General features: G+C 65.9%; 15 protein-coding genes. 6 read left to right on the forward strand and 9 right to left on the reverse strand.

The genetic code is table 11. The annotated features are described in order from the left end of the window. Positions 1-87: 87 nt before the first annotated feature. Entirely contained in the window at positions 88-369 is a 282-nt protein-coding gene (locus BXU08_RS15885; protein ID WP_077510936.1) for a hypothetical protein, read from the forward strand. 11 nt (positions 370-380) lie between these two features. Here BXU08_RS15885 and BXU08_RS15890 read toward each other — a convergent pair whose 3' ends face one another. Continuing rightward, positions 381-617: a YozE family protein gene (locus tag BXU08_RS15890; RefSeq protein ID WP_077512497.1), complete on the reverse strand. Its 237-nt coding sequence runs from the start codon at positions 615-617 to the stop codon at positions 381-383. Between the two features lie 147 nt (positions 618-764). Continuing rightward, positions 765-1658, reverse strand: a complete 894-nt coding sequence (locus tag BXU08_RS15895) for a LysR family transcriptional regulator (RefSeq protein WP_077510937.1) — start codon at positions 1656-1658, stop codon at positions 765-767. A gap of 106 nt (positions 1659-1764) precedes the next feature. Here BXU08_RS15895 and BXU08_RS15900 point away from each other — a divergent pair, with 106 nt between their 5' ends. Both BXU08_RS15900 and BXU08_RS15905 read left to right on the forward strand, forming a co-directional pair. Next, positions 1765-2628: an SDR family oxidoreductase gene (locus BXU08_RS15900; protein ID WP_077510938.1), complete on the forward strand. Its 864-nt coding sequence runs from the start codon at positions 1765-1767 to the stop codon at positions 2626-2628. 39 nt (positions 2629-2667) lie between these two features. Then, positions 2668-3141 carry an AtaL-like protein gene (locus BXU08_RS15905; RefSeq protein WP_077510939.1) on the forward strand — a complete coding sequence of 158 codons (474 nt, stop codon included), beginning with the start codon at positions 2668-2670 and terminating at the stop codon, positions 3139-3141. A gap of 507 nt (positions 3142-3648) precedes the next feature. On the opposite strand, the gene BXU08_RS15910 is transcribed toward BXU08_RS15905, so the two are convergent. After that, the gene (locus BXU08_RS15910) at positions 3649-4329 is read right to left on the reverse strand and encodes a tRNA (guanosine(46)-N(7))-methyltransferase TrmB (protein ID WP_077510940.1); all 681 of its coding nucleotides are present in this window, start codon (positions 4327-4329) and stop codon (positions 3649-3651) included. Positions 4330-4354: 25 nt separating this feature from the next. Further along, positions 4355-5215 (reverse strand): EAL domain-containing protein, encoded by an 861-nt coding sequence (locus BXU08_RS15915; protein WP_171982542.1) that lies wholly within the window; start codon positions 5213-5215, stop codon positions 4355-4357. Positions 5216-5377: 162 nt separating this feature from the next. Between BXU08_RS15915 and BXU08_RS15920 the strand changes: the two genes are divergently transcribed. After that, the gene (locus tag BXU08_RS15920; RefSeq protein WP_077512499.1) at positions 5378-5980 is read left to right on the forward strand and encodes a phosphatase PAP2 family protein; all 603 of its coding nucleotides are present in this window, start codon (positions 5378-5380) and stop codon (positions 5978-5980) included. Between the two features lie 6 nt (positions 5981-5986). On the opposite strand, the gene BXU08_RS15925 is transcribed toward BXU08_RS15920, so the two are convergent. The 3 genes from BXU08_RS15925 to lnt all read right to left on the reverse strand — a co-directional run bounded on the left by BXU08_RS15925 (position 5987) and on the right by lnt (position 9821). Continuing rightward, positions 5987-6709 (reverse strand): EAL domain-containing protein, encoded by a 723-nt coding sequence (locus BXU08_RS15925; RefSeq protein WP_171982543.1) that lies wholly within the window; start codon positions 6707-6709, stop codon positions 5987-5989. A 265-nt stretch (positions 6710-6974) separates the two neighbouring features. Further along, complete coding sequence (metK, locus tag BXU08_RS15930) at positions 6975-8186, reverse strand: methionine adenosyltransferase (protein WP_077510943.1); 1212 nt, start codon at positions 8184-8186, stop codon at positions 6975-6977. Between the two features lie 75 nt (positions 8187-8261). Further along, on the reverse strand, positions 8262-9821 hold the full coding sequence (gene lnt, locus BXU08_RS15935; protein ID WP_077510944.1) for an apolipoprotein N-acyltransferase: 1560 nt from the start codon (positions 9819-9821) through the stop codon (positions 8262-8264). Between the two features lie 188 nt (positions 9822-10009). On the opposite strand from lnt, the gene BXU08_RS15940 reads away from it, so the two are divergent. Further along, on the forward strand, positions 10010-10429 hold the full coding sequence (locus BXU08_RS15940) for a VOC family protein (RefSeq protein WP_077510945.1): 420 nt from the start codon (positions 10010-10012) through the stop codon (positions 10427-10429). After that, positions 10429-10731, forward strand: a complete 303-nt coding sequence (locus BXU08_RS15945; protein WP_077510946.1) for a polyhydroxyalkanoic acid system family protein — start codon at positions 10429-10431, stop codon at positions 10729-10731. The genes BXU08_RS15940 and BXU08_RS15945 overlap by 1 nt, the downstream gene beginning before the upstream one ends. A gap of 29 nt (positions 10732-10760) precedes the next feature. Here BXU08_RS15945 and BXU08_RS15950 read toward each other — a convergent pair whose 3' ends face one another. Continuing rightward, positions 10761-12131: a sorbosone dehydrogenase family protein gene (locus BXU08_RS15950; protein ID WP_077510947.1), complete on the reverse strand. Its 1371-nt coding sequence runs from the start codon at positions 12129-12131 to the stop codon at positions 10761-10763. Between the two features lie 2 nt (positions 12132-12133). Then, a complete protein-coding gene (locus tag BXU08_RS15955) occupies positions 12134-13060 on the reverse strand; it encodes a hemolysin family protein (protein ID WP_077510948.1) in 927 nt (308 codons plus the stop codon).

The following is a 13060-nucleotide window of genomic DNA, read 5'->3' on the forward strand; positions in this document are numbered from 1 at the left end:
TACTCTCTCCCGGCTTGTGCATCAGACGGATCACATGCCGGCGGCGCTGAAGCGATCCGCTCGGGAGCCTAGAAGGATTGAAGAGCCATGGCCGAAGCTACCTGGGGCGAGGACGCCAAGACTCCCGAGATCGACTGGCGCATGAGCGCTGCGCTCGAGGACGTGCCGCGTGGCGATGGCGATCTTGCCGAGGTCACCAGCCTCGAGGGCGCAGTGCGGGCTTGGCTCGAACTCGACCCTGAGCACAGGACCGGCGCCAAGCTTACGCCCGAACGGGCAGTGCAGATCGACGGCGCGTCCTCGGCCTCTTTCGTCGGCGAAGGCATCGCTGTCCTGGCGCAGCGTCTACCCGCTGCCAAGCAGGACTAGCGGCAACTCCTTCAGGCGTTCTGCCAGTCGCTTTCGGCATCGTCTATCGCCTGAAAAGCGTCGCCGTCAGCTTGCTGCTTGCGGAGATGTGCTCGCACTGCCTCGGGATCGCCGTCCGTGGGGAACGTACGGTCAGCACGCGCTGCATCGGCGATGCCGTCGATCCAATCTCCGCGGTCGCGCTGGGTCAGGAGCCAGCGTCCGAAAGACAGGCCGCTCGGTGCATCGGGTTCCAAGGAGTTGGTCATCTTCTGCACCTAAGTCGGAGTCTGGAAAACGACGTTCCCTATGTGTTCCATAGCTCAGTGTTCCGTTCATGCAATCGGGAACCAACCATCGCTACGCGGACCACCGGCGCCGGCCGTCAAGGTTGCCGACATCTATTGGGGCCAGCATCATCCCTTCACATAGGCTGCGAGTTCATCAGGCGTTCCTCGTGGGAAGGCCGCCTTCAGATGATCCAGGAACGCCGAAACTCGAGCGCTAAGCAGCCGCCGCGTCGGATATAGCGTCCAGAGCGCGATATCGGATCCTTCCACGTCGCCCCAATGCACCATTGTCCCCGCGGCGAGGTCGTGGCTGACCAGGGACACAGGCAGACGTGCCGCTAAAGCTCCTGTTCGAACCGCGTCGCGGACCATGACGAGCGAAGACAGGCGCAGGACCGGACGGACCATAATTCGCGCCTTTCCCGCCGAAGTCGTCATCTCCCAGGCATTGCTCGGACCTGCGGGTCCCCGCACCACGACCGGGGCTGCGACTCCGTCTTTAGGGAACGGCAGTGCGGGGCTCGCCACGACAACCAGCCGATCATGAAGGAACACCCGTCCTACGAGGCTTTCATCCGGCTCCGGGTTGACGCGGATTACAAGGTCATAGGCTTCCTCGATCATGTCGACGGGGCGGTCCTCGGTGGTGACTTCGAGCCGAACCTCGGGGTATTTCAGCGCAAAACTCGCCGCGAGCTTCCCCATCGCGATTTGCGAAAAGAGCAACGGCGCACTGATCCGCAGTCGGCCTCTCGGAGTTTGTCCGCCCGAGGCAATTGCCGCGGCAGTTTCATCAAGTTCGGTGAGCAGCAGCCCGGTCCGCTCGAACAAGGCCCGCCCTTCTTCAGTCAGCTTTAGCGCCCGCGCTCCGCGCTCGAACAGCCGCAGGCCCAGGCTAGCCTCCAGCTCCGCGACGCGCCGGGACAGCGTCGCTTTAGGGCGACCGGCCGCCCGGGACGCTTTTCCGAATCCACCATGACGGGCGACCAGATTGAAATCGGCAAGCGCAAGAAGGTCCATGTGTTCCACCGGTGAGACTGTCTGTCCAAATATAGCGGCTGGTGGCGCGAATGTGGATCGATAATTTGGGGACAGCCAAACGGCCTAAACTCAAGGAGTGACCCCAATGACCATTCTCGTAACCGGCGCGACCGGCAATGTCGGGCGCAACGTTGTCGAACAGCTTGTGACGCGGGGCGCCGATGTGCGCGCACTGGTCCGCGATCCTGCCAAGGCGAGCTTTGCGGCCGACGTGAAAGTCGTCCAGGGCGACCTGCTCGATGTGGACTCGCTGCGAAGCGCCATGTCGGGCGTCTCCACCCTGTTCCTGTTGAACGGCGTCGTCTCGGACGAATATACCCAGGCGCTGATCGCGCTCAACGTCGCTCGCGAGGCCGGGATCGAGCGGATCGTCTACCTGTCGGTGATCCATAGCGACATCTACGTGAACGTGCCGCATTTCGCGGGCAAGTTCGGCGTCGAGCGGATGATCGAGCAGCTGGGCATGAACGCCACGATCCTACGTCCGGCCTATTTCATGGACAACGAGATCGGTATCAAGGACGTGGTCATCGGCTACGGCGTCTACCCCATGCCGCTCGGCGACAAGGGTCTCGCGATGATCGACGCCCGCGACGTCGGCGAGATCGCCGCGCTCGAGCTGATCCGCCGCGAGCGGTCGGCAACGCCGCTGCCTATCGACCGCATCAACTTGGTCGGTCCCGATACGCTGACCGGCGCGGATGCCGCCGCGATCTGGACGGAGGTGCTGGGCCGCACGATCACCTATCCCGGGAGTGATACCGCCGGCTTCGAGACGAACCTGAGGACGTTCATGCCGAGCTGGATGGCGTTCGACATGCGCCTGATGGCCGAGCGCTTCCTAAGCGATGGCATGTTGCCCGATATCGGCGACATCGACCGGTTGACCAAGCTGCTGGGCCGCCCCCTGCGCACCTATCGCGACCATGTCGCGCAAATCGCCGGCTGACAGCCATCCATTTCAATCATTCAAACAAGGACTACCGACATGATCTATTCGACCGCAACCGTCGCGGTGAACCCGCAAGGTGAAACCAGACTCACCCGAGAGCAGGTCTGGAAAGGCCTCGAGCGCAAGGCCCGCGACGCCCGACTGTTCCTTCCTCCAGGCCTGTGCACCCGCTGCGACGTAACGGAGGAGAGCGCTACGCACTTCGTTCGCGACGCCACGATCGCAGGTGCCGATCTGCGCGAGATCATCGTGCTGGAACCGCAGCGCAAGGTCACCTTTTTCCAGGCCACCGGCCCGCGCGAAGGCGCGATCATCAACGAGCTGCTCGAGGACGAAGCAGGCGAGCTACAGCTCAAATTCTACTGCTATCTCGGACTCCGCGACAAGCAGCCCGGCGGCCCCGAAGAACAGGCCGAGCAGGCGCAGTTCGATAGCGACAAGGGTTACAAGGCTGCCCTCCTGTCCACGCTGAAGCGCACCCGCGAGTTGCTCGCGCAGGGCAAGCTCTAACACACCAAAACGCCATGCGTTGCGCCCTAAACTCCGCCGTTATTGCCGGTTGGCGCAGACGTCGCCTGGGTCAATTATATTGCGCGTCGATGAGATAGGCGTGCAACCACCTTGCGGTTCAGCTTCCCGGCAAAATCGTCATAGGCGTTGCTCCTTCGCTGCCATGGTTCAAGACTGCCTCGGTCACTTCAAAACGGATTCCGATGCGCTGGAAGCCCGTTGCGAGAGTCCGCCACAATGTTGGAGGCGCCATGATGGACGGGGACCCCATCCTCGTCCGCAATCAGCTTGTCGATCATGCGCTTTCCTTTGGCGTGCGCCGTGAAAGCCGCGCCGGCAGATGTCCGAACACCAGCCCACGCCTCAGCCATTGGTTCGGTCGGCGACGCGGTCAAGTTCGGCTATTGCCAAGCTATTGAGCGGCACGCTTGTACGCCAGACAGGATCGGCGGTCGTGGCATAGGTAAATAGCTGAACACCAACAATATCGTGAAATATGAAAATCGCTCAAACCCGCAGGTATCGGAAGTACCACACTTCATGGCCCTGGCGGCGCGCCTTGCGCTCGTAGCGCGTCTCGGGCCAGTCGGCGGGACGGGTGAGGAAGTCGGCGGCGCTGTTTGCCTGCCACGCGAAGTCGCGGCGCTGGTTCATCACCATCATCGACCAGCGGCAATAGGTCGGGTCGTCGGTGCCCAGCCGGAACTCGGCGCCGGGCTTGAGCTTCGCTGCGATCATGTCCAGCGGGCCGTCATTGACCATGCGGCGCTTGGCGTGGCGCGCTTTCCGCCACGGATCGGGATGGAGGAGGTAGACCCGGCTGAGACTGGCGTCCGGGAGCCGCTCTAGCACATCGAGCGCGTCGCCCATGTGGAGGCGGATATTGGCAAGCTTCTCGTCGCGGATGTGGTTTAGCGCGCCGACGACGCCGTTGAGGAACGGCTCGCAGCCGATAAAGCCGTGATCGGGGCGCATCGCGGCCTGGCCGGCGAGATGCTCGCCGCCGCCGAAGCCTATCTCGAATTCGAGCGGGCGATCGTCGCCGAACAGCGCGCGCGAATCGAGCGGGCCGTTCTCGGCTACGCTGAGCTCGGGCAGCATTTCCTCGACAAGGGCCGCCTGGCCCTGACGCAGCTTATGGCCCTTGGCGCGGCCATAGAGGCGGCGAATGGATATCGGATCAGGCATGGCGCCTGTTAGCGTCGCCGTCGCGCTACGCAACCTGCATGGCGAGCGGCGCGTCGGCCGGACGGGCGGCGCGCAGCGGAAAGGCGCTGCGGTTGTGATGCGCGAGACGGCGGTGCGTCGGCTGCGTGAGGGTGCTGCGCGCCTCGCGGCGGGGCAGGTCGGGCTGCGGAATCGCAGCGGTCTCGATCTGGTAGTGGCGCACGCCCATCGCGTGGAGCACGTCATGCTCGCCGCGGCGCTCGACGCCACGGGCGATCACGGTGACGCCCATGTTGCGGGCTAGGCGCATCACGCCCTCGGCCATCAGCCGACGCGAGGCGCTGGCGTCGATGCCGCGGACCAGCGACGCATCGAGCTTGACGAAGCGGGGCGTGAAGCGGGCGAGGAGCTTGAGCGCGACCGGCCCGGCGGCGAACGCGTCGAGCGTCAGCGAAAGACCGCGGCGGGTGCAGGCCTCGGCCAGCGCCATGGCGTGATCGACGTCGCCGCGCTCGTCGGCGTTGATCTCGACGACCAGGCGATCGGTGGCGATACCGCTGGCGAGCGCAGCGCGGAACAGATGGGAGAGGAGAGGCTCGGCCAGACCGGCGGCGGCGCCCAGCGGTATCGCGATCAGGGCTTCGTCACGGCCGAGGCCGAGCGCGGCGGCGCGCTCCAGCGCGAGCGTGATGCGGCGCGCTTCGAGCGCGGGGCGCTGCTCGGGGAGCAGCGAGGCCGAGATCGCCGCGAAGCTGCGCCCGTCCGCGCCGGTTGCCACTGCCTGCCACGCGAAGGGCCGATCGGCGCCCTTGGCGACCATCGGGTGGAAGCCGATGGTCAGATCGAGCCGCGAATCTGTGCGGTTCAGGGTGGCGGTCGACAGAGTGGCGGGCGCGGTGTGGGTCATGCGATCTCCTCGTTCGAGCGATGAAATATTGGTTAATGCCGTCGCTGCCCATTCCGTGCGTCGCCGCGTTGGATTCCCACCGATAGGGATTCTCCGGGGTTCCGCTGCGTACCGCCGGGAGTCGTTTATCGAACCCCACGCGCGCTCGCGGGTTGTTGCGGCATGACAAGGAAAAAGCTCAAGGCGCCCAGGGCCGCACGCCAGGCCAGCAAGGCCGAGCGAATCGACGCGGTGGTGTCGACGGAGCTCATGCGGTATCGCGAGAATCGCGTGGTGCGGGGCCTGGGTTTCGCCAGCGAGGCGGCGGACCAGCCGCCCTTGATCGGTGCGTCGCTGGCGACGATCGGCGCCGGCATGGTGCTGCGCCGCCCGCTGCTGCTGCGCGCCGGGCTGCGCATGCTGGCAAGCGAGATGGTGGCGACGGGCATCAAGGCGGCGATCAAGCATCACGTCAATCGGACGCGGCCGCGCAAGATGCACAAGGACGGCCGCTATTCGCTGCACGGCGATCGCGAGGGCAGCAAGGATGAAGGGCCGTGGAACAGCTTTCCCTCGGGTCATACCGCCGGGGCAGTCGCGGTGAGCCGGGCGGTGACGCGGGAGTATCCGGGAGTGGCTCCGCTCGCAGGGCTGGCGGCTATCGTGGTGGGGCTGATTCAGCTTCCACGCGGCAGGCATTTCGCCAGCGATGTTGTCGCGGGTGCGGCAATCGGGGCGGTATCGGAAGCGCTGGTCAATGCCGCAGCCCGGCGGCTGCGCGCCTGACGGCTTTCAGGCCGCGTCGGCGCGACGCAGCGTTGGTGTGGGAAGCGCGCGGGTCGCCGGGCTGGCGATCTCTTCGCCCTGGACCAGCGTGATCCCGAAGCCGCGCAGCTTCTGGAGCACGGGTTCGCTGTCGACTCCGGTCGCGATGACCTTGAGGCCGAGCTGGCGGATCCGCGGGGTGAGGTCTTCGAGGACGAGACGGCGCGACCAGCTGCTGGCGATCGCGCTGACGAGTTCGGATTCGAGCTTCACCAGATCGGGAAGGTAGCGGCCGCAAAGTGCGAGCCCCGCCTGATCCGGACCGATTCCGACGAACGCAGTCAGCGGACCGGCCTTGCGATGAACGTCGATGATTTCAGCGAGATCGCGGCCCGGCAGCTGCTGATAGCCTTCCAGTCCGAAGATCAGCCGTTCGGGGATAAGCCCGGTCTGGCGTGCGACGCGCAGGATCGGATCGAGATACTCGGCAGGCGCGCCGATCGACTTGGCCTGCGTGGGGATGAGCAGGCGTGCGCCGCTGCTGCCCAGCCCGGCGGCCATCGCCCAGCGGATCGCGCCCGCGGCGCAACGCTGGTCGAACTTGGCCTTGGCCTCCTCTTCGAGCGTCGCGTAGATTTCGCCGGCGCTCTCGCCGTTGCGGCCCTGCACGATCGCCTCATAGGCGTAGACGCGGCTGGCCGAGAGATCGGCAATCGGCTGGAAGGCGACGGTGAGGCCTGAGTCGGACACGGGCTTGCGTTCCAATTCCGATGTCACTTCTTGCGACTCCAACGTTCCCGCTCCTTTGCACCATAGCTAGTGAACAGATGCGGTTACCCGACGGTTAACGCGAACTCCGTAGATTCCCTCGCCTAGCTCGGTACTGTCCGACGTCAAGATCAAGAAACCGATACGCCTGTCGTCTTCGGCTGCCCAGCTTCTTGATTGGACGACCTACAACGCAAAGGGCCGGAGGATTGCTCCCCCGGCCCGTGCTTTGTCGGTTTGTTCGGGATCAGGCCAATGCAGCCTTGAGATCCTCGACGAGGTCGGTCTTCTCCCAGGGGAAGAAGTCGCCCTCGGCCTTGCGGCCGAAATGCCCGTAGGCGGCGGTCTTCTGATAGATCGGCTTGTTGAGGCCGAGATGGGTGCGGATGCCGCGCGGGGTGAGGCCGCCCAGCTTCGCGATACCCATGATCGCTTCCTCGATCTTGTCGTCGCCGACGGTGCCGGTGCCGTGGGTGTCCACGTACAGCGACAGCGGCTTGGACACGCCGATCGCATAGGCGAGCTGGATCGTCACGCGCTGGGCAAGGCCGGCTGCAACGATGTTCTTCGCCAGATAGCGGGTGATGTACGCCGCCGAACGATCGACCTTGGTCGGATCCTTGCCCGAGAATGCGCCGCCGCCGTGCGGGGCTGCGCCGCCGTACGTGTCGACGATGATCTTGCGGCCCGTGAGCCCGGCGTCGCCGTCAGGCCCGCCGATCTCGAAGCTGCCGGTCGGGTTGATGTGATATTCGGTGGCGTCCGAAAGCAGCTCGGCGGGCAGGATGCTCGCGACGACTTTCTTCACATAGGCGTGGAGCTCGGCTTCCTTGTCGCCTTCGTCATAGCCCTTGCCGTGCTGGGTCGAGACGACGATCGCGGTGGCGGCGACGGGCTTGCTGCCCTCGTAGCGCAGCGTGACCTGGCTCTTGGCGTCGGGCTCGAGGAACGGCGCGGCGCCGGAATGGCGGTCGGCTGCCATCTGCTCGAGGATCTTGTGGCTGTAATAGAGCGTCGCCGGCATCAGGTCGGGCGTGTCGTTGGCGGCATAGCCGAACATGATGCCCTGGTCGCCCGCGCCTTCGTCCTTGTTGCCGCCGGCGTCCACGCCCTGCGCGATGTGCGCCGACTGCGGATGCAAATTGTTCTCGAAGCGGAAGCTCTCCCAGTGGAAGCCTTCCTGCTCATAGCCGATGCGCTTGACGGTATCGCGGACGGTCTTCTCGACTTCGTCCTTGACGCCCGGCGCCCAATTGCCGGCTTCGTCCATGATTCCCTTGCCGCGGATTTCACCGGCGAGGACCACGAGCTGGGTGGTGGTGAGCGTCTCGCACGCGATGCGCGCCTCGGGGTCCTTCGACAGGAACAGATCGACGATGGCGTCGGAAATCTGGTCGGCGACCTTGTCCGGATGGCCTTCCGAAACCGATTCGGACGTGAAGAGATAATTGGAACGCATGATTTTCCTCAGGGTCGTGGGAAGGATCGCCGGGCCGTTGCCATGCCCATATAAAGCTTTCCTTATATGTCGCTCCTAGCGGCCACGGCGCCGTAAGGCAATCGCGAACAAATACAGGGCACCGGCGACAAGAAAGGCTAACCAGTTTCCCGCTTGCGCGAACAAGGTCGGCGGCAGCGGGCGCGGCAGGACCAGTTCGATCGCGCCTTCCTGCCCATGCGGGATCGATTCGAGCACGCGGCCGTGTGCGTCGATCACCGCCGAGATGCCGGTGGGAGTCGAGCGCAGGATCGGCAGCCCTTCCTCGATTGCGCGCAACCGCGCCTGCGCGAGATGCTGGGGCGGCCCCCATTTGCCGAACCAGGCGTCGTTCGAAGGATTGAACAGGAAGTTCGGGCGGTTGGCGCGATCGACTACCTGGCCCGAGAAGACGATCTCGTAGCAGATCTGAATTCCCGCCTTGCCGAAGCCGGGGGTTTCGATCGCACGGGGGCCGGGGCCGGGAATGAAATCGACTTCGCCCATCACCAGCCGGGCGAGGCCGAGCGGGGCGAGCAGCGTGCGCATCGGCAGATATTCGCCATAGGGCACCAGATGCGCCTTGTCGTAGCGCTGGCCAAGTGCGGCGCGCGAATCGAGCGACCACACCGAATTGCCCGCGCCGTTCACCCGGCCATCGGCGCCGAAGAATAGCGAGGTCCCGCCGATCAGCGCGACATCCCGCGGCCCGAGCTTGGCGGCGATCCGCGCGCGCACCCAGCGGGGATCGCCGCTGCGATAGAAGCGCGTGTCGGCATAGCCGTCTTCGACATAGTAATTGACCGTGCCTTCGGGCCAGACGAGCAGCCGAGGCGCGGCGCCCGGGCGGCCGCTCCATTCGAGCATCTTGGCCAGCACGCGTTCGGGATAATCCGGGTCGCCGACGCCCTCCTGCCCGATATTGGGCTGGACCACGCGTACGCGCGGCGCGGCGGGATCGGGCACGGCGGGCCCCGGCGCGAAGCCGCCCCGCAGCAATGCCAGCGCCAGCAGCAGCGGCGCGCCGATCAGCAGCGGGCGATAGTCGCGCCGTGCCGCGAGCAGCAGCAGCCCGGCGACGAGCACTGCGATCCCCGAAAGCGCATAGGTGCCGGTCCATGCAGCGAGCTGCGCCACCGGCGTCGGCAGCCAGATCACGCCGAGCGGGTTCCACGGATAGCCGGTGAACAACACGCCGCGCAGATATTCGGTGAGGATCCACGAGGCGGCGGCGGCAAGCACGAAGGCGAGATCGGGTGCAGTGCTCTTGGTGCGCCGCCTGAACGCGCGGCTGAGCCGCCAGGCGAGACCCATTGCGAATGCCGGATAGACGGCGAGGTACAAGGCCAGCAGCACCACCGCGAAATAGCCGAGCGCCGGGGGCATCTTGTCCTGATAGTCGAAGGCGTGCTGGATCCAGTTATTGCCGACGGTGAAATGCCCGACGCCGAACACCCAGCCGCGCAGCAGCACCGCCTTGCGCGTCGGCGCGGACCAGCTCAGCCACAGCAGGGTCGCGAAGGCGATCAGCGTGACCGGCCACAGATTGAGTGGCGCGAAGCCGGTGGCGGAGACGAGGCCGGCGACCAGCGCCGTGAGCAGGGGGCGGGAGAACATCGCGGGCGTGCTTAGCCGATCCGTTGCATGAGGGGGAGGGGGCAGGCCCCTCTCGTCGCCCCCGGCCCCGTGCCGGGGGCCAATGCCGCACCGGAAGGGCAAGCGGTTCCAGCTCTCCCCCACCCGCACGGTGGACCCAGGCACGAGGCCGGGGTGACGGGTCACGGAAGGCGCGCTAAACCGCAAACATGGCCCTACGTCCCTTCCACTTCGCCTTCCCGGTTCACGACCTCGAAGCCGCGCGCGGCTTCTATGGCGGCGTGCTTGGCTGCGCCGAGGGGCGCTCGTCCGGGCATTGGATCGATTTCGACTTGTTCGGTCACCAGATCGTCGCGCATCTCGATCCTGCCGCGAAGCCGGTCGCGGTCTCGAATGAAGTGGATGGCCATGACGTCCCCGTCCCGCATTTCGGCGTGGTGTTGACGATACCGGACTGGGAAGCGCTGGCCGCGCGTGTCGAAGCGGCGGGCATCCAGTTCGGAATCGCGCCGCATGTCCGGTTCAAGGGCCAGGTCGGCGAGCAGGCGACGATGTTCTTTCGCGATCCCAGCGGAAACGCTCTCGAGTTCAAGGCGTTTGGTAATGATGCAAATCTGTTCGCACGCTGATGGCTGACCCCGTAATCGTCGATATCCCGCACAAGCTGGGCCGCGACGCTGCCCGCGCGCGGATCGCTGGAGGCGTGGGCAAGATCGCGGAGATCGTGCCCGGCGGGGGCACGGTCGAGCAGCGCTGGGAAGGCGATACGCTCCACTTCACCGTCAGCGCGATGGGCCAGCAGGTGGCGAGCCGGCTGCAGGTGTTCGACAATCGCGTCCACGCCGAAGTCGATCTGCCGCCGATGCTCGCGCTGTTCGCGTCGAAGATCCGCGCGAAACTGGCCGAGAAGGGCACGATGCTGCTGCGATAACGGTTCCCCGGCAAAGGCCGGGGAGCAGATTATTTTGCGCTGACCCGCCAGATCACGTTGCCGACATCATCCGCCACCAGCAGCGCGCCGCCGGCATCGGTGATCACGCCGACCGGGCGACCGCGGGTTGTCTTGCCGTCGGGCGACAGGAAGCCGGTGAGCGCGTCGACGGGCTTGGCGCCCTTGGCCGGGAAGCCGTTGTCGCCGAACGGGACGTAGACGACCTTGTAGCCCGACTTGGGCTCACGGTTCCACGATCCGTGCAGGCCGACGAACGCGCCGTTCGCCCAATTGCCGCCCAGCTTGGCATCGCCGGCGAAGGTCAGGCCCAGCGGCGCAACATGCGCGCCGAGCGCGAAATCGGGACGCTTGCTATATTCGCGCAGATCGGGCCGCTCGGGCGTGACGCGCTTGTCGACATAGCCGCCCCAGTAATTCCACGGCCAGCCGTAAAAGGCGCCGAAATCGACCTGGGTCAGGTAATCGGGCGGCATGTCCGATCCGAGCATGTCGCGCTCGTTGACCACGGTCCACAGCGCGCCGGTCTTGGGCTCGAACGCCATGCCATTGGGATTGCGCAGGCCCCAGGCGAAGACGCGCGCGAACTTTGCGTCAGGGAATACCTGGAGGATCAGCGCGCGGCCGGTGCGGGCAGCATTGGCGCGCGGGCCGCCGGCATAGAGCGTGCCTTCGGCTTCCAGCCCGTTCTCGGCGATGTTCGATGCGGAGCCGACGCTGACATAGAGCGTCTTGCCGTCGGGCGCGGCGACGACGTTGCGCGCCCAGTGATTACCGCCGCCGGGCAGCGCGACGATCTTTTCGGGTTTGGCGGTGATCTTGGTCTCGCCCGGGGTGAACGGAAAGCGGACCAGCGCGTCGGTATTGGCGATGTAGAGCCAATTGCCGACCAGCGCCATTCCGGTAGGCGAATTGAGGCCGGTGAGCAGCGCCGAGCGCTGATCGGCGACGCCGTCGTTATTGGTGTCGCGCAGCAGCGTGATGCGGTTGGGCGAGGGCACCGTGGCGCCGGCGCGGCCCATCAGCAATCCCATCACCCAGCCGGTGATCCCGCCGCCTTCGCGCGGGGGCGAATTGGTCTCCGCCACCAGTACGTCGCCATTGGGCAGGCGATACAGCCAGCGCGGATGCTCGAGCTTGTCGGCAAAGGCGGCGACCTGAAGCCCGGCAGCGGGCGTCGGCTTGGCGCCACCGGCCCAGCCCACCGGCTTGGCGATGCCCACGGTAGGCACGCTTTCGGAGCGCGTCGGAGTCAGCTGCGGGGCGCGGCCGGTGACGGCCTGCTCGCTGACGCGGGCAGTGTCGGGCCGGGTGACCCAGATCCAGGCGCCGATCGCCAGCACGATCAGCACGGCGAGCACGATCAGAACACGGTTGCGCATGATTATTCCTCGGGCTCGGCGAGCTTCTTGGGCGGATGCAGGCGCAGCCGGGTGACCTTGCGCGAATCGGCCGCGGTCACTTCGAGCGTCCAGCCGCTGGGGTGCGCCAGGCATTCGCCGGGTTCGGGGACGTGTCCCGCCAGCACGAAGGCAAGGCCGCCCAGCGTGTCGATATCCTCTTCGACTTCGCCCAGCCGCGCGTCGACGGTCTCGGCGACATCCTCGAGCTCGGCGCGTGCATCGGCATCCCAGCCGCCGCCATCGATCGGCACCAGCAGCGCAGTGGGCGCCTCGTCATGCTCGTCCTCGATCTCGCCGACGATTTCCTCGATCAGATCCTCGATCGTGATCAGGCCTTCGGTCCCCGAATATTCATCGACGACGATGGCGAGATGGGTGCGGTTCGCGCGCATCTGGGCAAGCAGGTCGAGCACGCCCATCGATTGCGGGACATAGACCGGCTGGCGCATCAGCCCGGCAATCGTCTCGGGCTGCGGCGCGCCGGTGGCGAGGATTGCGAACACGTCCTTGATATGGACCATGCCGATGATCGTATCGAGCTCGTCGCGATAGACCGGCAGGCGGCTGTGCCCTGCCTCGGCGAAGAGCTGGACGAGGCCGTCGAAGCTGGTGGTCTCCTCGACGGCGATGATGTCCGCGCGCGGCACGCCGACATCGCCGGCATCGCGCTCGCCGAAATGGAGCAGGTTCTTGAGCATCTGGCGCTCGATCGGGGCGAGGTCGCCGGCGGGCGACTTGCCGCCTTCGTCCTCATGCTCGTCGATCGCCTCTTCGATGCGGTCGCGCAGCGTCTCTTCCTGATCGTCGCCGAACAGCAAGGTGCGGATTCCCCGCCATATGCCGCCGCTTTCGTTGGGGGTCTCGGGGGTTGCGGTGTTCTGACCGCTACTACTGGGGCCCTCGGGCAT

The sequence above is a fragment of the Sphingomonas sp. LM7 genome (assembly GCF_002002925.1).
GTDB lineage: Bacteria > Pseudomonadota > Alphaproteobacteria > Sphingomonadales > Sphingomonadaceae > Sphingomonas.

What these genes read in the sequence shown, in the direction of transcription:
- BXU08_RS15885 (WP_077510936.1), top strand. Translation starts at nt 88, where the DNA reads ATGGCCGAAGCTACCTGGGGCGAGGACGCCAAGACTCCCGAGATCGAC.
- BXU08_RS15890 (WP_077512497.1), bottom strand. Translation starts at nt 617, where the DNA reads ATGACCAACTCCTTGGAACCCGATGCACCGAGCGGCCTGTCTTTCGGA.
- BXU08_RS15895 (WP_077510937.1), bottom strand. Translation starts at nt 1,658, where the DNA reads ATGGACCTTCTTGCGCTTGCCGATTTCAATCTGGTCGCCCGTCATGGT.
- BXU08_RS15900 (WP_077510938.1), top strand. Translation starts at nt 1,765, where the DNA reads ATGACCATTCTCGTAACCGGCGCGACCGGCAATGTCGGGCGCAACGTT.
- BXU08_RS15905 (WP_077510939.1), top strand. Translation starts at nt 2,668, where the DNA reads ATGATCTATTCGACCGCAACCGTCGCGGTGAACCCGCAAGGTGAAACC.
- BXU08_RS15910 (WP_077510940.1), bottom strand. Translation starts at nt 4,329, where the DNA reads ATGCCTGATCCGATATCCATTCGCCGCCTCTATGGCCGCGCCAAGGGC.
- BXU08_RS15915 (WP_171982542.1), bottom strand. Translation starts at nt 5,215, where the DNA reads ATGACCCACACCGCGCCCGCCACTCTGTCGACCGCCACCCTGAACCGC.
- BXU08_RS15920 (WP_077512499.1), top strand. Translation starts at nt 5,378, where the DNA reads ATGACAAGGAAAAAGCTCAAGGCGCCCAGGGCCGCACGCCAGGCCAGC.
- metK (WP_077510943.1), bottom strand. Translation starts at nt 8,186, where the DNA reads ATGCGTTCCAATTATCTCTTCACGTCCGAATCGGTTTCGGAAGGCCAT.
- lnt (WP_077510944.1), bottom strand. Translation starts at nt 9,821, where the DNA reads ATGTTCTCCCGCCCCCTGCTCACGGCGCTGGTCGCCGGCCTCGTCTCC.
- BXU08_RS15940 (WP_077510945.1), top strand. Translation starts at nt 10,010, where the DNA reads ATGGCCCTACGTCCCTTCCACTTCGCCTTCCCGGTTCACGACCTCGAA.
- BXU08_RS15945 (WP_077510946.1), top strand. Translation starts at nt 10,429, where the DNA reads ATGGCTGACCCCGTAATCGTCGATATCCCGCACAAGCTGGGCCGCGAC.
- BXU08_RS15950 (WP_077510947.1), bottom strand. Translation starts at nt 12,131, where the DNA reads ATGCGCAACCGTGTTCTGATCGTGCTCGCCGTGCTGATCGTGCTGGCG.
- BXU08_RS15955 (WP_077510948.1), bottom strand. Translation starts at nt 13,060, where the DNA reads ATGCCCGAGGGCCCCAGTAGTAGCGGTCAGAACACCGCAACCCCCGAG.